This window comes from Niameybacter sp. (assembly GCF_036655075.1).
In the GTDB taxonomy this organism is placed as follows: Bacteria; Bacillota; Clostridia; order Lachnospirales; family Cellulosilyticaceae; genus Holtiella.
On record NZ_JAVVQU010000012.1, the window covers coordinates 29,416 to 48,682 of the forward strand.

The window sequence follows — 19,267 nt, forward strand, 5'->3', positions numbered from 1 at the left end:
ATTACATGTGTTTTTATTATTACTTATTTTTTTCGCTCAGCTTAAGCTTCGTAAACGACTGATTGATTGGGTTTCACATCGAGTGCATTAGCTTCATCTGTATCAATGTGTAATTCAAGCGTAAAGCTTGCATCTACACGTACTAATACATTGTTTAAAGTAGCACTTCTTTCACCTTCAAAATCAAGTGAGATAAGATCTTTATCTTTGAGTTCAAAGTTCATAGCGTCTTCTGTTGACATATGTACGTGGCGTTTTGCTACAATACATCCTTTTTCTAAGGTTACTTGTCCCTTTGGACCTACAAGTGTCACACCTGGTGTGCCTTCAATATCACCTGAATCTCTAAGAGGTGCTTGAAGCTTTAAGAACATTGTATCTGTCTTAGAAAGCTCTACTTGTGTATCACCTCTAAGTGGTCCTAAAACACGTACTGCTTCTATTTGACGGCCATTTCCACCTACAATAGTTACACGCTCATCTGCTGCGTATTGTCCACCCATTAAAGTTTTGATTGGATGAAGTGTGGCACCTTCACCAAAAAGTACTTCTAAGTCAGCAAGACATAGATGAATATGTCTTGCTGAAATACCCACTGGAATCTCAAATCTTTTCATGTTATATACCTCCGGATGTCAATAAAGGCTTATACATGATAAGCCTTCATTTATTTATCTATTTATTTATTAGTATCTCGTTTACTAATGCTTTGTTTAATCTTATGCTACAAAACTTTTAAGAACGGTTAAGTTACCTTTGATTTCGTAAGTCCCTGCTGTAGCTGGAATTAAGAAGCTATCACCAAGTTTAATTTCTGCTTCAAAGTCTTGGGCAACTAATGTGCCTTCTCCTTCTACACATGTGTAGATAAAGAATTTTTCTTCATTACTTGTATCTTGCATGCTGCCTTCGATTACGTGTTTTTCTACTGCGAAGAATTCGCCTTCACAAAGTAAGTTTTCACTGATTGCACCTTCTGGTTGAAGTGTGAAATCTGTTACTTCCATCGCTTTATCAAGGTGCATTTCACGTCCACGGTTGTAGTCATATACACGGTATGTGATATCACTACTTTGTTGGATTTCTGCAATGATTACGCCAGGCCCAATAGCATGGATTAAACCACTTGGGATGTAGAAGAAGTCACCTTTTTTAACTGGAATCGTGTTAAGGTGTGCATCAAGTGTACCTTCTAATGCTGCATTTTTGAAAGCATCTTTGTCAGTTGTTTTTGTACCAATAACTAAAGCTGCGCCTTCTTTTGCATCCATAACATACCAACATTCTGTTTTACCAAATTGGTTTTCTACACGTCTTGCATAGTCATCACCTGGGTGTACTTGAACTGAAAGACTGTCACATGAGTTGATAAGTTTTACAAGAAGAGGGAACTCTTTGCCTGCACATTTTGTTCCTACTAATTCAGCACCTAATGTGCTGGTAAGTTCTAACAAAGTTTTTCCTTGGTATTCGCCAAGTTTAACAACGCTCATACCTGCTGAATGTGCAGATACATCCCAACTTTCACCGATTACGCCTTCTGGCATATCATTTCTGTAGTTTTCAAAATCACGTCCACCCCAAATACGTTCTACGTATACTGGATTAAATACTAATGGTTTCATTGTGTTGTCTCCTTTTATGTCTTCATATAATCACTAAGCACTAGTGTTACTATAAGTTTTTTCTACACATGCTAAAAGCTCTATTTCTTACACGTATTCACTAATGTGCAAGAGCGGCTATAGCTGTTCCAATTAAGTTAAGGTCTTCACCTTGGATAAATTCATAGTAATGACCATAGTTTTTGCTTAAGTAAGCTTTCATGTAGTAATCTAACTTTTCTTTGTAATCTTTTAATTTGTAAAAGGTTGTGCCTTCACCTACAATAGCTACTGGTCTAGCTTGGTCACGACCTGCACCTGTTTTTAAGATACATGCAGAAAGCTTGATTGCTGAAATCTTAGCTGCACGTTCAATCATCGCATCGATTAATTCATACATTAATGTTGTATCAGTTGGCTCTTGTACGCATTTTACAAGCACATTTTCAGTGTTGTGTGGATGTGCTACAAATAAGCTTACATCAATAAGCTCTAAATTTTCTAAGCTCATAAGTTTTTCATTACATGTTGCTGAGAAGAGGCCTTCTTTAGCCGCACCTTTTAAAACAGCTTCTACAAGTGGTCCTAGGTATCTACCACTAATCATTTTTTCTAATTGGTAGTCTCCAGGGTTGTTAGAAGCCTCATCTAACGCTTTGTCCATCATACCACGAGGAAGTTTGTTGTAAGCACCTGACTCTGTATTGATGATCATTGTATCATCTTGAGCATCTGTGATTTTTGTAATTTTATTTGCATCTTCTATGTAACAAAGATTTGTTCCAGTTCCAAAAATAAAACCAATATAACCATCAAATTCACGCTCACTTGTAATCCCTTTACCACCAAGTAAAGTAGCTACAGTATCATTAAGAATTGCTACGTTACGGTCTTTGCCATCTACTGCTTTAAGACCACTTACTAAATTGGCACCAATCATTTCGCCCACTACTTCTGGTGCTTTAACTTCTTTAGACCATCTTAAAAGCAAGCCATCTTTATCTTTATTGATTTGTGTTGGGTAAGAGAAGCAGAAGCCAATCTCACTAGATTTTGCTGCAACCTCTTTTGTATAATCAACTAACGTGCCAAAGAATTCTTGTTTGCTAAGTTCACGTTCAATACCTGGCATTCTTGTTTTTGAAAAGTCATTAACGCTTGCTTTCATGTTGTCATCAAAGCTTACTAGCCCTACTCTAAAGTTTGTTCCTCCTGCATCGATAACAACAGCTGGTACATTTGTATCAATGTTGTTTTTTACAGAAAGGTATGTTGGAATCATATCAAGGCTACTACCCTCTGGGGATAACCCTTTTTCCATTTCAGCAATAAACTTTTGGCATTCTGTTTCAAAGTTAAGGTCGCCATAGTACATGCCTTGTTCACTTAAAAATTGTGTAATGATTGTCTTTGACATAGTCGTTCCCTTTCTTTCATGAAATCTACATTTATATTGTCTACTTTATCATATCATGTCCAGGCCTTATCGTTAAGTCCAAATTCGTATAAAATCCTGTATTTTATTTCCCTATTTATTTTATATCTTCTTTTATTGCTTTTTGAGATTCAAAAATGTATAATTGACACGTTGATAAATTCTGTAAACATTCAACTACTACATATTATATAACCAAAATAATGGAGACTTAAGGTGATGAATAGTAAGATTAAAAATGTATTATCAATTTTGTTTGGAACACTTCTCATGTCTATTGCAGTCAATGGGCTACTTGTTCCAAATCACATGCTCAGTGGAGGCATTAGTGGACTCTCTCTGTTTCTACATTTTCTTTTTGACTGGAATTTAAGTATCTTGAACGTCCTTTTTAACATTCCACTTTTTATACTTGCTTTTATTTTTTTAAAGAAACAATTTATTTATTTTAGTTTGCTTGGTATGATGAGTTTTTCTTTTTGGCTCGAGGTCACTCGTGGCATCATCATTCCTACTACTAGCCCTCTTACAATCATTCTAGTAGCTGGACTTCTCTATGGTATTGGCATGGGCATCATCTTTAGAAGTGAAGCTTCTGTAGGTGGTACCGACATTATTGCTAAAATCGTAAATAAGTTTTTCTCTATTAGTATGGGGAATGTCATTTTTGCCATCAATATGATCATTATGCTTACTTCTATTTTTGTATTTGGTCTTGATATTGCTATTTTAACCGCAGCTAGTATGTTTATAAGCAGCCAGACAACCAACTACGTTGTTGACGGACTCAACCGTAGACGTACCGTTTCCATTATTACTTCACCTGACACCGGACAAGATATTGCACGTGCCATTATGGATGGTATGCACAGAGGTGTTACCATTGTCCCTGCAATAGGCGGTTACACCCATCAAAATAAATACATTCTTTATGCTAATGTTAACTTACGCGAAGTGGCAAAAATCAAAAATATTGTTTCTACTTATGACCCTCATGCCTTTGTAACAGTTTCTGACGTTGCACAAGTTATTGGTAATGGACGTGGATTCTTACCACTTGAACAAAATGGCTGATTTTCTATATTAATAGATTGACATAAAAAAAGAGGCGCTCCCTCACCACTAGGTGTTGGCAGCTTCTCTTTTTTATCCTACTTATGATTTACAGTTTAAGCGCTATTTAAAACTCTAAAAGTGCTTTTGTAAATACTTCTGGTTGATCCATCATGGTTCCATGCCCTGCATTTGGTATACTAATAAACTGTTTAAATGATGTTTGAATCTTTTCAAAATACGCTTTCTAATAGCTACATTAACTCAAATTTAATGGTACTGACTTCTTCATACAAACTCATCTTGCTGACTACCTTATACTCTTCACTAAAAATAATATCTTTTTCAGACTTAGCACCCATTACAAAAGGCACCCCCATGGCACGAAGAACATACACTCTTGCGCTTTCACTTGTAAGTTGCTCGAAGTTATTGTGTATAAAACGCATGAGGCTTTGACATTCTGGGAGTGTCAGTTCCCCTCCTGCTAATTTATCTTTTAAAATCTTTGCACTTACAACTTGTTGCATTTGGTCAAGTTCCTTAAGTATCATCATTTCTTTATACATTTGTATCGCCTGCTCTGTTAAAACATTCTTTTTCACAAGACGGTCAAGATCAATACTACTATGCTCAATCTCTACACTAAACATCTTAGCTAAGTCATCTAATGAGGCCTCATCTTTCATATTGACAATCATTTCAATACGTTCTAGTATCTTGTGTTTAGGAAAGAATGTTTCTTGTCCTGTTGAAACTGATTTTTTAATAAACCACTCTTCGGGAATAATATTTTTTCTCTTCCATCTGTAAAGCTGCCCATAGGAAATACCTGTTTCAATGAGTAAATCTTTCTTTGAAATAAGTTCTTCTTCCATTGTCATCACCCTTTTCTTTCTGCTGTTATTTGTATAATCTCCCCGACTTTTGAGCCTTTATCAATAGAAATAGACTCTGTATATTCTACTTTATCAATACTACAATCTGGCCCTATTTCTACGTATTCCCCTCTTATGACCTCAACTTGCGCAGTATCTACATAAATGCGGTCACCTTCTATGACTTTGGCAATGAGGCTTCCCTCTGTATCGCCAAAGTTCATATTAATATTGTTATTAAACCATTTTCTAATACCGGTTTCATCACTTATAATAACCTTCTTACCTATTTCTACTTCACTTGCCCCAATCTCTTCTACCTGGCAAGCTCCCAATAATTGAATAAGTACCTTCTCACTATTAATGCGCCCAGCACCTTCTATAGCCCCTCTGACTAAAAAGTGCTCGGTCTCCACATCTTCTTGTAAATGAATCATACCATATGCTTTACAAGAGTCTGCTTTAATGCTTCCTCTAATTTCAGCTGCCCCTGCTGTTCTAATGGTTTTGCCTTCTAAACTTCCATCAATTTCAAAAAATCCTGCCGTTTTTAATTCATCGAAGTAAATATTTCCCTTAGCAGATGCTGAACCTGCACTACTTAGTTTATGACATGTAATGTTGCCCTCTAACTCTCCACTTCCTACTATACGGATTTTGTTATACTTACCTTCTATACATTTTCCATCTCCCATAATAAGTACATCACCTGTAGCCATCTTCTCAACCTCCTTAAAGTTTTATTACTTCGATTACTTCAGCCTGGTCACTTATTTGAATTGTCTCATGATATTCTAATTTTTCAATTCTACAATTTGGTCCTATGACCACGCGTTCTCCTCGTACAACTTTAATATGAGCATTTTCTACGTAAATGTCATCACCCTCTACTAAGTTGCCATTTATTGTACTGGTACCTCCTGTAAACATTCCAAAGATTTTATACAGGTAAGGTCTAGAACTTTCAGTATAACCATTAATAGAAATTTTACTTGCACCCATTTCATTAAAGGTACAACTTCCATTTCCAGCTCTACATTCTATACGAATCTTTTCTGCATTAATAATTCCAGAGTTTTTAATGCCTCCATCTATATTCACTTCTTCTGCTTCAATGTTTTTACCTACATTTAACATTCCTGAAGCCGATACCTTCTCACATTTAATATCTCCTCCAATGTTTGTAGCACCAGAACTGGCTAGTGTCCCACCTTTCATGTCTCCATCAATTCTACAAGATCCACTTACTCTTAGCTCTTTAGCTTCTACACTGCCAGTGACTTTACCAGATCCTGAACAGCCAAATCGGTCACATACTACACTTCCATTGACTCTTGCTGAGCCTGATCCTGAAAATCTAATGCATTTTAAGTCTCCATTAATTTTTCCTGCTCCACTGATTGATACTACATCAAATTCCCCTCCTGGATAACTCCCTGCGCCACTAATGTGCAAATCTCTATTTCCCATTTCATATACCCTCTTCTCTTTTAATTATTCTAAAATATATAGTCAAATTTATAATCTTTTTATTTATACTTATATAGTAGCACAACATTGTTTTGTTGTAAATATATTTTTGCAACATTGTTTTACTATATAAAAAGTCTTGTAGAACACGGTGTATTCTACAAGACTTTTGTATAGTTATTTTCTTTTTACTTTTCTATTTCTATTTGAAGTTCGCCTACTTGGTAATCCACTACGAATGTTGAGAATGGTTCCACTTCATTAGCAATGAGCATGCGTCCAATAAGAGTCTCTACTTTACGTTGTAAGAAGCGCTTAAGTGGTCTTGCACCAAACACTGGGTCAAATCCTTGGTCTGCAAGGTAAGTTTTCGCTTCCTGTGTCAGCCTTACAGTCAATTGTCTATCTACTAGACGTTTGTTAAGGTCTTTGATAAGAAGGTCCACGATTTGAATGATTTGTTCTTTCATAAGTGGTTTGTAGATTACAATATCATCTAGACGATTCAAGAACTCTGGTCTAAAATGCATCTTAAGTCTATTATTTACTCCTTCTTCTACAGTTGGTGTAATCTCACCTGTTTCTGTAATCCCTTCTAGAATCAGGTCAGAACCTATATTAGAAGTTAAGATGATAATAGTGTTTTTAAAATCTACAGTACGTCCTTTAGAGTCTGTAATACGTCCATCATCTAAGACTTGAAGGAGTACATTAAACACATCCGGATGGGCCTTTTCTACTTCATCAAAAAGAATAACAGCATAAGGCTTACGTCTTACAGCTTCTGTAAGCTGCCCGCCTTCTTCATAGCCTACATAGCCTGGAGGTGCTCCAATAAGTCTTGCCACTGCGTGTTTTTCCATATACTCACTCATATCAATACGAATCATTGCACTTTCATCATCGAAGAGTGCTTCAGCTAACGCTTTGGCAAGTTCTGTTTTCCCTACACCTGTTGGCCCAAGGAAAAGGAAGGAACCGATAGGTCTACGTGGGTCCTTTATTCCTGCACGTGCACGAATGATGGCATCACTTACTTTAGATACTGCTTCTTCTTGACCAATGACACGTTTGTGAATAATTTCTTCTAATCTAAGTAGTTTGTGACGTTCACCTTCCATGAGTTTCGTTACAGGAATTTGAGTCCATCTAGAGATAATTTTTGCAATCTCTTCTTCATTGACTTTGTCACGGAGCAAGCCTGCTTCACCAAGTGCATGCACCTTACCTTCTACTTCTTTTAGCTTTCTTTCAAGTCCTGGAATAATACCATATTTGTATTCCGCTACTTTATTTAAGTCATATTCTCTTTCATACTTTTGCATCATAGCCGTAGCTTGCTCTATCTCTTCTTTTGCATTTCTTACAGAAGTAATAAGTTCTTTTTCATTTTCCCATTTGACGCGCATAGCATTGAATACATCTTTAAGTTCTGCTAATTCTTTTCTTGTTTCTTTTAAGCTTTCTTTAGAGACTGCGTCATCTTCTTTTTTGAGTGCCGCCTCGGCAATTTCTAGTTGCATGACCTTACGCGCAATTTCATCTAACTCTGTTGGCATAGAATCCATTTCAGTACGGAGCATTGCACAAGCTTCATCTACTAAGTCAATGGCTTTGTCTGGCAAGAAACGGTCTGAGATATAACGATCTGAGAGAGTTGCTGCCGCAATAAGGGCATTATCTTGAATTTGTACACCATGATAAATCTCATAGCGTTCTCTAAGTCCACGTAAAATAGCAATGGTGTCTTCTACTGTAGGCTCGCTTACCATAACAGGTTGGAAACGACGTTCAAGGGCAGCATCTTTTTCAATGTATTGGCGGTGTTCATTAAGTGTTGTTGCACCGATACAATGAAGCTCTCCACGTGCAAGCATTGGTTTTAATAAATTCCCTGCATCCATAGAACCTTCTGTTTTCCCTGCCCCAACAATGTTGTGAATTTCATCAATAAAGAGGATAATGCGTCCTTCACTTTTCTTAATTTCATCTAGAACCGCTTTAAGTCTTTCTTCAAATTCTCCTCTGAACTTGGCCCCTGCAATCAATGCACCCATATCTAATGAGAATACCGTTTTATCTTTCAAGCTTTCTGGCACATCTCCATTTAAGATACGTTGTGCTAACCCCTCTGCAATAGCTGTCTTACCTACTCCAGGCTCTCCAATAAGTACAGGGTTATTCTTTGTCTTACGAGAAAGAATACGAATGACATTTCGAATTTCACTATCACGTCCAATAACAGGGTCTAGTTTTCCATCTCTTGCACGTTGCACAAGGTCATAGCCATATTTGGAAAGGACATCATAGGTCCCCTCTGGTGCATCACTTGTGACACGGCTCGCACCACGTACTTGTTTAAGTACTTCACCAAAGTTTTTCTTATTGATGTTATAAGCACGTAAGATATTGCCAACTTCGTAGTTAGCTGTTTCAATAAGCGCTAGCATAATATGCTCTACAGAGATATATTCATCTTGCATTTTATCTGCTAGCTTTTCACTTTTCACAAGCATTTTGTCCACATCTTGTGAGATATAAATCTTGTCTGCTTCACGTCCTGGGCCTGAAACTTTAGACTTTTTATTAATCGCTGAGATAACAGCTGATTTGACTACACCCACGTCACTGTTCATCTTTGTTAAAATACTTGGTATCAATCCATCTTCTTGGTCTAACAGGGCATAAAACACATGCTCTTGGTCTACTGCATTGTTCTGATGACTAATCGCCACACTTTGTGCATCATTTAAAGCTTCTAATGATTTTTGAGTAAATTTTTGCATATTCATACTGTTACCTCCTCAATATGTTGAAATCAATTTTATAAGATTTTATTTAAACACGAATAAAACATTGGCTTAAGTACTGTCCATAATGAGTACTTAATTCTTTATTTAAATAAGGTATATTCTCATTATATTCAAAATAGATTTTAATGCCTTTATCGATAGCTTTAATATAATCTGCTATAGCATTGGCTATGGCTTCACCATCATGCCTTCCTTCATCTTGCCGCATGAGCTCACGTGTCCATTTTCCACTTTGGTCCATTTGCCACCCTGGTAGTTGCATCTGATGCTCATACATACTCCACAACTCAAAAAATTGGGAGAGATAGTTTTGCAAAACGTCACTTTGTGTTCTAGAAATCATCTTCAACTCACCAATTCTTTGGCTATGTCCTCTATCTAATGTAATCGCATAACGAATGGTCGGATTATACTTATACCGCAAGACGCTTCGTATACTCATCATAGAATCTGCTGCTTGAGGTTGAATTTGAAAGTGACTATAACCATTTAAAAGTTTTTCCACTTGGTTAAACACATTTTTCATTTGCATCTCAGGGGTAATGAGTGCAACTTTTTCTGCAAGTATTTGATTGATTAAATTAGAACGACTTGTATTTAAACTATATGCTAAAGTATCAATGGCTTCTACCACATCATCCATAAGGACAATACTGTATACACTTTTTTTCATCTCATCACCTCTTTATAGTTATATTGTATGTGCTTTTATTTTTCTTGTCAACTATATTATATAATTATTTAATCAAATTATTATGGCATTTTTTTCCTTTTTCTTACTTTCCCTTGATATTACAGACTTTCTACTCCATATATACGGGATATCTTTTGCAACTTTGAAAGACTAGGTTTTCCCCTTTTTAGATTTTTTACTCAAAAAAAGCATGACTCTTTGATGTGGAGTCATGCTTTCTACTCAATTTATTAATCTTCGTAATCTTGATACTGTGCTTTCATTTCATAGAGTTTTACTTTGAGCGCTTCTACCACTTCACTGTACGCCGGGTCATCATAGGTATTTTGAACTTCTTCTCTATCACTTCTTAAGTCAAAGAGTTCCCATTGGGGCCATTGTTTATCTTCCACTTCTTTTAGACATACCCCACTAAAGTCTCTCGCTTCTTTTAAATAACAAATAAGCTTATAGTCTAGTGTACGAATACCATAGTGTGGAGACACGCCGTGTTCCCCTTTGTATACCCAGTATCTATAGTAAAGACTATTACTCCAATCCTCTGGTGTATTGCCTTCTAATATAGCTTTGAAACTACATCCTTGCATATCCTCTGGAATTTCAACCCCTACATAGTCTAAGAAAGTCTCTGCAAAGTCTAAGTTAGCAACAAGCTCATTAATCACTGTTCCTGCTGGAATAACTTTTGGATAGCTCATTAAAAATGGCATTCTAAGTGACTCTTCTAACATATAGCGTTTGTCAAACCACCCATGATCACCTAGAAAGAATCCTTGGTCAGATGTATAGACAACAATAGTATCTTCTAATATCTCCTCTTCTTCTAGATAGTCTAGCAGTCTACCAATGTTATCATCTACAGAAGCAATACATCTAAGGTAGTCTTTCATATAACGTTGGTATTTCCAATATTTTAGTTCTGCTTCAGTTAATCCCTCAGGGAAAGATTGTTTTAAGTCAAACTCTGTAAGTTCTTCTATTTTCATCAGATTGAATTTAACCGCATCACTACGTCCTTCGTAGGTATCATTAAAAGTATCTGGTACAGGAATCTCCACATCTTCATACATATCTTTGTGTTTTTCATCTGGTACCCAGTTACGATGCGGTGCCTTATGATGACACATCATGAAGAAAGGTTTTTCTTCATCTCTGTTTTTAATCCAATCTATAGTCAAGTCTGTTACGATATCTGTTGCATAACCTGTATATTGTTTAAGCTCACCCATATCATACATTGTTGGATTAATATATGCACCTTGACCTGGGAAGATGTTCCAGTAGTCAAATCCTGTTGGATCATTGTCTCCACCATGACCTAAATGCCACTTCCCAATAATACTTGTTTGGTAACCATTTGCTTGTAGAATTTTAGGTAAAGTCTGTTGACGTCCATCAAATTTATCTTGTAGAGTTTTAACCCCATTAAGATGACTATGTTTACCAGATAAAATAACTGCACGGCTTGGTGCACAAATAGAATTTGTACAAAAACAATTGTCAAACCTTGCACCCATATTTGCTAGACGGTCCATTTGAGGTGTTGTATTCACCTTACTTCCATAACAACTCATGGCATGGGCAGCATGGTCATCAGTCATAATAAAAAGAATATTAGGTTGTTTCTTCTTCATATGTGTCTCTCCTCTATATTGAATAGTGTATGGTTACTATAACAAATATTTGCCCTTATTTCTTTTCATTTTATACTGTGTTACAATATTATAAATCATTTTATCGTTATAGGAGTTTTTAATATGCCAATGCGCTTAGCAACCAAGAGAACCGTTATCGACTATACTTCTATTGATCCCTTTTTCAACTTTCAACTGGGGAAGGTATGTCACAATGCAGCCAATACCCCTTTAGAAGAACATGTTCACCCAAATGCTCTTGAACTTACTTACTTCGTCCGCGGGGAACAAGTTTATACTGTACATGCTACACCATATACCGTTAAAAGTGGTGAAGTTTTTCTCACTTTACCCAACGAACGTCATAGCTCTGGTCACTATCCTAAGGATAAATCTCAATTTTATTACCTAATTATAGACCAAGCTTTTCTAAGACAACTTCTTTTTAACGAATCAGAAAGTCTTACTCTACTAAATGCACTGATGCATATTGAACCCCGTTCCTTTAAGGTAAATACAAGCCTTACCGCTGATTTCGAGGCGCTTTTAGCTTGTGGGTTAGACTCTTCACCCTATCACAAAACAAGCATAAGTCTTCTTCTTTCTCATATTTTACTTCAGCTTGTACAAGCCAAAACCCACTGTTCCCCTCACCCAGCCGTTCCTATGCAAGAAGTTCTTGAGTATATTCAGCATCACCTTGAAGAACCCATCTCCTTATCTCAGCTTGCACGTATCGCGAATCTTTCTGAAGGACGCTTCAAAACCAAGTTTAAGCACTATGTAGGCACACCGCCTAGGGAATACATCTTAAGAGAAAAAGTGAAACAAGCTAAAGCACTTTTAGAGAACTCTGACCTTACAATTACTCAAATAAGTTATCACCTAGGTTTCTCTTCTAGCCAGTACTTCTCTACCGTATTCAAACGCTTTACTTCTACGTCACCTCTAGACTACCGTCACCAACATGTAATGGATTAATATTATTAATCCCACAAAAAAGAGGGGGTTACTTCCCCCTCTTTTGCATCTAAGTCTATATCTTTTTTGTAAAGGTATATCCTTTTTCTTCATATCCACTTTGCTTATAAAAAAGTTCAGCATCTGGTGTTTCTAGTCGGCTATTCATAACGATTCTATGTATGCATCGTTTTTGTGCATACCCTTCTACACCCAATAAAAGCTCCCTAGCGACTTTCTCATTACGGTACGCTTCTTGCACAGCTAATGCTGTAATTTCAATATATTCCTCATCAAAATCATAAGCCATAGACTTATGAAGTCCTACAAATCCTATTATTTCTCTTTGATTAAGTGCAACAAGCATATGATAATCTGGGTGCACTTGAAATCTTCTCAGGCGCGCAATAACTTGCTGCTGCGTTGAATGATTATATCCTAATTCCTTAGTAATTAATGATGCAACAGCAATTGCATCTTGCATCTCATAAGATCTAATTGTAATGTCCATTTGTTCCTCCTTACAGATAAAAGAACCTTCTCTTACATCCATTATAAGAGAAGGTTCTACATTAAGCTATCTATTTTTGTAAAATCCCAAATTATTTAGCTGTATTAGAGGCAATAAGGGCTACGTCCCACACCCCACTAAATGGTGGAGAGTAACATAAATCCATAAATCCAAACTCATCTACAGTAAGTCCTGAGTAAATTGCAATGGCATAGTAGTTTGCACGTGGCACAACTACACCAGCTCCAACTGTCTGAGCGCCTAAGATTTTTCTAGTCTCAGCATCATATACAAGTTTAATACTTACTTTTTCTGTACCGTAGTAAGAAGCGTAGCTATTACCTGTAATGAAGTTTGTTTTGTAGTTAAGACCAAGTCTTTTTGCTTCTGTTTCTGAAAGACCTACTTTAGCCGCATCTACTTCGAAAAGTTTGATTGCTGAACTTCCAATTAATTTGAAAGGTTTTCTTTCCTTGCCACCTAAGATATCTGCAATGATACGTCCTTGCTTATTAGCATTTGTTCCAAGTGGTGCATAAAGGAAAGCACCTGTAACAGCCGATCTCATAATGCTACAGTCACCTGCTGCATAGATATCTTCTACATTTGTTTCCATATCTTCATTTACAATAATTGCACCATTTCCTGCTTTTTCAACACAGTTAATGAAGTCTGTATGAGGTCTAATCCCTGCACAGTTAATCACCATATCTGCTGCAAGTGTCAATGTTTCGCAACCATTTGTTACAGTTACTTGTCGGATTGTATCTCCTGTTGCATCTAAAGCTTCAGCTTTATAACCTGTTAATACCTTTACATCATTTCTTTCAAGCTCTTCGGTAAGTACTGAAGTAATCTCTTCATCCATTGTACTAAGCACTCTATCTGCAAGTTCAACAAGTACTACATTTTTGTCAAACTTTCTACATGCCTCTACAATTTCTAAACCAATAAATCCTGCACCTACAACTACAACATCTTTAATATCTTCTGTTTGTAGACGCTCTTTGACCATTGTGCCATCTGCAACGTTACGAATTTCAAAAAGATTTGTATGAGGCTTGTTAAATGGAGCGAAACGATTCACACCTGCTCCACTTCCAATCACTAACTTATCATAAGCATCTGTAAAAGTTTCACCTGTTTTTAAGTTTTTAACTTCTACAGTTTTAGCCTTCTCATCTACTGATAGTACTTCATGATAAATTTTAACCGGAATACCACTTTCAGCAAATTGTTCTGCTGTACGTGCTATAAGATCTTTACCCTTTTTAATTTTATCAGAAATATAAAAAGGAATACCACAAGCTCCAAAGGATACTTCTTCCCCTTTTTCATAGACTACCAAATCAACTTGGTCACCTAAGTTTCTTTTTAGTTTTGTAGCTGTACTCATACCTGCCGCCACACCACCGATAATGACTACTTTCATTTCTAGCACCTCACTTCTAGTCTGTTAATAAAAGTATGTCACTTTGTAGGTGACATACTTTTGTCAAACTTATTGTTTATTTTAATAGTGTGCAATGACTCTATTAGTCTTCCATAGCATCTGCTTTATTTGCACCTGCATTCATATCTTTAAAATGTTCCATATTCATTTGACCTAATGTACGGTCAACAATAATAGCATTTGTAAGAGAACCTGTTACATTGAGTAATGTTCTACCCATATCTATAATAGGGTCAATGGCAAGTACTGGACTTACTACAGGGAATGAACCTGCAAGGCCTACACCTGAAAGAGCAACTGAAGCTGCCATTGTCGCAGTTCCTGGAATACCTGCAATACCAAGAGAACCTAATGCTACTACAATGATGGACATTGCAATAAATGTGACATCAATTGGCATACCATTTACATTTGCTACGAATACAAGAAGTAACGCCGGGAATACCCCTGCACAGCCTTGCATCCCTGCTGTTGTACCAAATCCACCTACGAAACTTGCTGTCCCATCGTTAACCCCTAATTTATCTGTAAGAGTTTCAATTGTAAGTGGTAAGCATCCTACGCTTGATCTAGAAGTAAAAGCTAAAATCATAACTGGAAGTGCTTTTTTCACATAAATAATTGGATTCACTCCAAAGATTGTAAGGGCAATAAGCTGAATTACAAACATAATAGCTACTGCTACGTATAGTGCAACAATGAAGATACCTACTTCTAAAATACTAGCAAGCCCTCTTTGTGCAATCGTATTTGCTAGTAATGCAATAACTGCATAAGGCATGTATTTAATAATTGTCATCGCTACACTCATAATAATTTTATGAAGTGCATTTGTTAAATCAAAGAATGGTTTAACAACGTCATAGTATTTTTTAGACATTCTTTTTGCACCCATCCCAAAGAATACTGAGAACATTACAAGTGCAATAATATTGACATCTACCATGGCTTTAACAGGATTTGCTGGGAGTAACCCTCTTAAGGTATCCACTACATTTTTTACTTCTTTAATTTCAGCGCTACCACCTGCCACTGCCATACCACTACCTACATTGAATAAGATTCCTACTACAAGGCCTACTACAACTGCAATAACAACCATTGTCATTGTTACAATAATAGAGTTCTTAGTCAATTTACCAATATTTGCACCCTCTTTCATGTTAATAATAACATGAACAATAGATACCATAACCAGTGGAATAACTAACATACGAATAAGGTCAATAAATCCATTACCAATTAACCCATACCATTTTGTTGTTTCTGCAACAAATGTAATATCCATTGGATTTGCAGCAAATCCTGATATGGCTTGAATTACTAGTCCCAGTATAAGACCTAGAACAGTCCCTATAATCATTCTTTTTGAGAAGTTTACCTTTTTCTTTTGCAATTTGTTCATCACTACAAACAATGCCACAAGTAAACCAATGCAAAGAAGTGTTTTGATGTCGCTTAGCATTAAAAAGTCTTTTAAAAATACGTTATCCATATTGTCTCTCCTTATGTCTGTTAATATTTTAAGTTGATCTATATAAATTAGGATTAACTTTCTAGCATGATATCCAAGATTACTTCATCCGTTTTTTGCATACCCACTCGAGCAAGCGTTCCAACAGCCGCTATTGTTTTTTCAACATCAGCCTTAACAAGGCCTGTCCCTGCTTCAAAAACATTACCTTCTAATGCCATTAAGTGACCCAATATTGCGGAATCTAAACTCGTTGCAATTTTAGCTGCGCATGAAGGTTTTGCCCCATCACACACCATACCTGATGCAATAGATAAAGCATTGGTTACTGTATCACTAATCACCTTAACATCTGCTCCTCTTTCTAAGTAGCTCATCCCACAGGCTGCGCCACAAGCTGCACTTACCGCTCCACAATAAGCTGATAACCTACCAATACCTGTCTTTTGATGAATACTCATTAAAAGACCCATTGCAAGTGCACGATAACACTGTTCCTCCGATGCATTTTTATATTTGGCATATTCAATAATTGGGAGTGAACATGTCATGCCTTGATTACCACTACCTACCACTGTGACAACAGGATATGGACATCCACCCATTCTTGCATCAGACCCAGCTGATCCCATAGTCTTAAGCTTTAAGTAAATATTTTCTTCTCCATAGTATTTAGAGATTGTTCTTGCTACTTCATTTCCATATTGTTCACTTAAACCTGTATTTGCAATTTCTGTGTTGTGTCTCATTACTTGGTCAAATAAGTTTTTAAGCTCCTCTACATCTACTTGTTCAACAAATTCACAGATACCCTGTACACTCATTATACTTCTATCTACGCTGTAACCTTTTGGGGACTGATCTTGAAGGTTCTCTTCAAATAGTATTTCCCCATTTTTCACAACCTTACTAATATTATTATGTGTACGTTTTAACTCAATCATAACTACATCTTCATCTTTTGTGCATTCTATAATGATGTGAAGTTTTTCCAATGTATCTAGTTTTTCTAATATAATAATATTTTTCTCTAATAGATTTTTTGTAGCTTCTAATTGCTCTAGTGTAACTTCCTTAAGAATTTCAAGCTCCTTGTCGCTTCCCTTAACAATAAAACCCAATGCTACACATGCTAAAATGCCTTTTAATCCATTTCCATTTGGAATTTCAACGCTTTTAGCATTTTTAATAAAGTTCCCACTGCATTTAATAACTACTTTTTCAGGATAACTTCCTAAGACCTCACTTGCTTTTGCCGCAGCATAGACTACTGCTATAGGCTCTGTACATCCAATGGCTACCACTAACTCTTCTTCTAAAATCGCTAAATATTCTCTCATCATATTCTTTCTCCTTGTGCCCTCTTCAGGTATTAAATTGATAGGTCTTTGACAACAATTTAAAAGCAATTCGCAACATAAGTTACTTTTTTCGTTAGATTACCCCTAAATTGTAGCCCTTATACACGCATTATGTCAACACATTTTCTACGTACAAAAAACGTTTTGTCATAATGTTGTAAATCTGACATTAATTTTTATTATTTTTTTATCATAACATATTTAAAAATGCAAAAAAAAGGTCTATCATTCTTATTTAAAGAAAAATAGACCATATTATTAAATTATATGTTATTTACTTTTTTGTTCAAGAAATTCATCATAAGTCATCATACGATCCACTACACCATCTTCTTTGATTTCAATAATACGGTTGGAAATCGTTTGAATAAATTGGTGGTCATGTGATGTAAAGAGAATATTTCCTTTAAAGCTCATAAGACCATTATTAAGCGCTGTAATAGACTCAAGGTCTAAATGGTTAGTAGGTTGGTCTAAAAGAAGTACATTTGAGCCTGATAACATCATGCGAGAAAGCATACAACGCACTTTTTCTCCCCCTGATAATACTTTAGCTGGTTTAAGTGCATCTTCACCTGCAAAGAGCATACGGCCTAAGAATCCACGGAGGTAACTTTCAGATTTTTCTTCTGAATATTGACGTAACCAGTTGATAAGGTCCATATCACAGTCATTAAAGTATTCATTATTGTCTTTAGGGAAGTATGATGTAGATGTTGTTACACCCCATTTAACCGTTCCTGCATCTGGTTCCATTTCACCTGCAAGAATTTTGAAAAGTGTTGTAACTGCAATTTCGTTTTCACCAAGAATAGCAATTTTGTCTTCTTTGTTTACACGGAATGTTACATTATCTAATACTTTTTCCCCATCAATTGTTTTTGAAAGATTTTCTACATGAAGAATTTCATTACCTACTTCACGATCTTGTGTAAATGCTACGAATGGATAACGTCTTGTAGATGCTGGCATATCATCAACAGAAATTTTATCAAGCATCTTTCTACGTGATGTGGCTTGTTTAGATTTAGATTTATTTGCAGAGAAACGTGTGATAAAGTTTTGAAGTTCTTTGATTTTATCTTCGTTTTTCTTATTTTGTGCTTTCATAAGAGCTTGAACCATTTGGCTTGATTCATACCAGAAGTCATAGTTCCCTACATACATTCTGATTTTACCGTAGTCAATATCTACAGTGTGTGTACATACTGTATTTAAGAAGTGACGGTCATGTGATACAACAATAACTGTCCCTGGGAAGTCTAAAAGGAAGTCTTCTAACCAGTTTACAGAAGCAATATCTAAATGGTTAGTCGGCTCATCGAGCAAAAGAATTCCTGGCTCACCAAATAACGCTTGAGCAAGTAATACTTTAACTTTATCTCCACCTTGAAGATCTTTCATAAGTGAATAGTGAAGGTCAATACCTACACCTAAACCTTGAAGTAATTGTGAAGCTTCTGATTCTGCTTCCCAACCATTCATTTCTGCAAATTCACCCTCTAACTCAGAAGCTTTAACACCATCTTCGTCCGTGAAGTCTTCTTTTGCATAAAGTGCATCTTTTTCTTGCATAATTTCATATAATCTTGCATTTCCTCTAATAACTGTCTCAAGTACAGGAGATTCATCATATTGGTAATGATCTTGTTTTAATACTGACATTCTTATATTAGAAGGGATACTTATTTCACCTGTTGAGCTATCAATTTCACCTGATAGAATTTTTAAAAATGTTGATTTACCAGCACCGTTAGCACCGATTACCCCATAACAGTTACCTGGAGTGAATTTTAAGTTTACATCTTTAAAAAGCTTGGTACCACCGTACTGTAAGCTTACATCTGATACTGTAATCATTGTATTCTCCTTTTTCGTTTAATATCGCAATGCTCATTATAGCATACTCTCTAGCAAATAGTAAACT

Annotated in this window: 16 protein-coding genes; 2 read left to right on the forward strand and 14 right to left on the reverse strand. The window is 36.1% G+C overall.

Annotated elements, in window-relative coordinates:
- Nucleotides 1-41: 41 nt before the first annotated feature.
- The 3 genes from pduL to RRY75_RS05090 form a co-directional block, all read right to left on the reverse strand.
- Complete coding sequence (pduL, locus tag RRY75_RS05080; RefSeq protein ID WP_332494090.1) at nucleotides 42-617, reverse strand: phosphate propanoyltransferase; 576 nt, start codon at nucleotides 615-617, stop codon at nucleotides 42-44.
- Between the two features lie 102 nt (nucleotides 618-719).
- On the reverse strand, nucleotides 720-1,625 hold the full coding sequence (locus tag RRY75_RS05085; protein WP_332494091.1) for a type I phosphomannose isomerase catalytic subunit: 906 nt from the start codon (nucleotides 1,623-1,625) through the stop codon (nucleotides 720-722).
- Between the two features lie 100 nt (nucleotides 1,626-1,725).
- Nucleotides 1,726-3,021, reverse strand: a complete 1,296-nt coding sequence (locus RRY75_RS05090; protein WP_332494092.1) for a hexokinase family protein — start codon at nucleotides 3,019-3,021, stop codon at nucleotides 1,726-1,728.
- Between the two features lie 237 nt (nucleotides 3,022-3,258).
- On the opposite strand from RRY75_RS05090, the gene RRY75_RS05095 reads away from it, so the two are divergent.
- The gene (locus tag RRY75_RS05095; RefSeq protein WP_332494093.1) at nucleotides 3,259-4,113 is read left to right on the forward strand and encodes a YitT family protein; all 855 of its coding nucleotides are present in this window, start codon (nucleotides 3,259-3,261) and stop codon (nucleotides 4,111-4,113) included.
- A gap of 233 nt (nucleotides 4,114-4,346) precedes the next feature.
- On the opposite strand, the gene RRY75_RS05100 is transcribed toward RRY75_RS05095, so the two are convergent.
- From RRY75_RS05100 to RRY75_RS05125, 6 genes are all read right to left on the reverse strand, one after another.
- Entirely contained in the window at nucleotides 4,347-4,970 is a 624-nt protein-coding gene (locus tag RRY75_RS05100) for a DUF4004 family protein (protein WP_332494094.1), read from the reverse strand.
- 5 nt (nucleotides 4,971-4,975) lie between these two features.
- Nucleotides 4,976-5,689, reverse strand: a complete 714-nt coding sequence (locus RRY75_RS05105) for a hypothetical protein (RefSeq protein WP_332494095.1) — start codon at nucleotides 5,687-5,689, stop codon at nucleotides 4,976-4,978.
- Nucleotides 5,690-5,702: 13 nt separating this feature from the next.
- Nucleotides 5,703-6,440 carry a hypothetical protein gene (locus tag RRY75_RS05110; RefSeq protein WP_332494096.1) on the reverse strand — a complete coding sequence of 246 codons (738 nt, stop codon included), beginning with the start codon at nucleotides 6,438-6,440 and terminating at the stop codon, nucleotides 5,703-5,705.
- A gap of 188 nt (nucleotides 6,441-6,628) precedes the next feature.
- Nucleotides 6,629-9,232, reverse strand: a complete 2,604-nt coding sequence (clpB, locus tag RRY75_RS05115) for an ATP-dependent chaperone ClpB (protein WP_332494098.1) — start codon at nucleotides 9,230-9,232, stop codon at nucleotides 6,629-6,631.
- A gap of 46 nt (nucleotides 9,233-9,278) precedes the next feature.
- Entirely contained in the window at nucleotides 9,279-9,926 is a 648-nt protein-coding gene (locus RRY75_RS05120; RefSeq protein ID WP_332493243.1) for a hypothetical protein, read from the reverse strand.
- A 251-nt stretch (nucleotides 9,927-10,177) separates the two neighbouring features.
- Nucleotides 10,178-11,581, reverse strand: a complete 1,404-nt coding sequence (locus RRY75_RS05125) for a sulfatase family protein (RefSeq protein WP_332527311.1) — start codon at nucleotides 11,579-11,581, stop codon at nucleotides 10,178-10,180.
- A gap of 123 nt (nucleotides 11,582-11,704) precedes the next feature.
- Between RRY75_RS05125 and RRY75_RS05130 the strand changes: the two genes are divergently transcribed.
- The gene (locus RRY75_RS05130) at nucleotides 11,705-12,562 is read left to right on the forward strand and encodes an AraC family transcriptional regulator (protein WP_332493241.1); all 858 of its coding nucleotides are present in this window, start codon (nucleotides 11,705-11,707) and stop codon (nucleotides 12,560-12,562) included.
- A 55-nt stretch (nucleotides 12,563-12,617) separates the two neighbouring features.
- On the opposite strand, the gene RRY75_RS05135 is transcribed toward RRY75_RS05130, so the two are convergent.
- The 5 genes from RRY75_RS05135 to RRY75_RS05155 form a co-directional block, all read right to left on the reverse strand.
- The gene (locus tag RRY75_RS05135) at nucleotides 12,618-13,052 is read right to left on the reverse strand and encodes a GNAT family N-acetyltransferase (protein WP_332493240.1); all 435 of its coding nucleotides are present in this window, start codon (nucleotides 13,050-13,052) and stop codon (nucleotides 12,618-12,620) included.
- 91 nt (nucleotides 13,053-13,143) lie between these two features.
- Nucleotides 13,144-14,484: a CoA-disulfide reductase gene (locus tag RRY75_RS05140; protein ID WP_332493239.1), complete on the reverse strand. Its 1,341-nt coding sequence runs from the start codon at nucleotides 14,482-14,484 to the stop codon at nucleotides 13,144-13,146.
- 103 nt (nucleotides 14,485-14,587) lie between these two features.
- Nucleotides 14,588-16,000 carry a cation:dicarboxylate symporter family transporter gene (locus tag RRY75_RS05145; protein WP_332493238.1) on the reverse strand — a complete coding sequence of 471 codons (1,413 nt, stop codon included), beginning with the start codon at nucleotides 15,998-16,000 and terminating at the stop codon, nucleotides 14,588-14,590.
- Nucleotides 16,001-16,053: 53 nt separating this feature from the next.
- Nucleotides 16,054-17,322, reverse strand: coding sequence for an L-cysteine desulfidase family protein (locus RRY75_RS05150; RefSeq protein ID WP_332527310.1), 1,269 nt, complete (start codon nucleotides 17,320-17,322; stop codon nucleotides 16,054-16,056).
- Nucleotides 17,323-17,610: 288 nt separating this feature from the next.
- Complete coding sequence (locus tag RRY75_RS05155) at nucleotides 17,611-19,200, reverse strand: ABC-F family ATP-binding cassette domain-containing protein (protein ID WP_332493236.1); 1,590 nt, start codon at nucleotides 19,198-19,200, stop codon at nucleotides 17,611-17,613.
- Nucleotides 19,201-19,267: the final 67 nt, after the last annotated feature.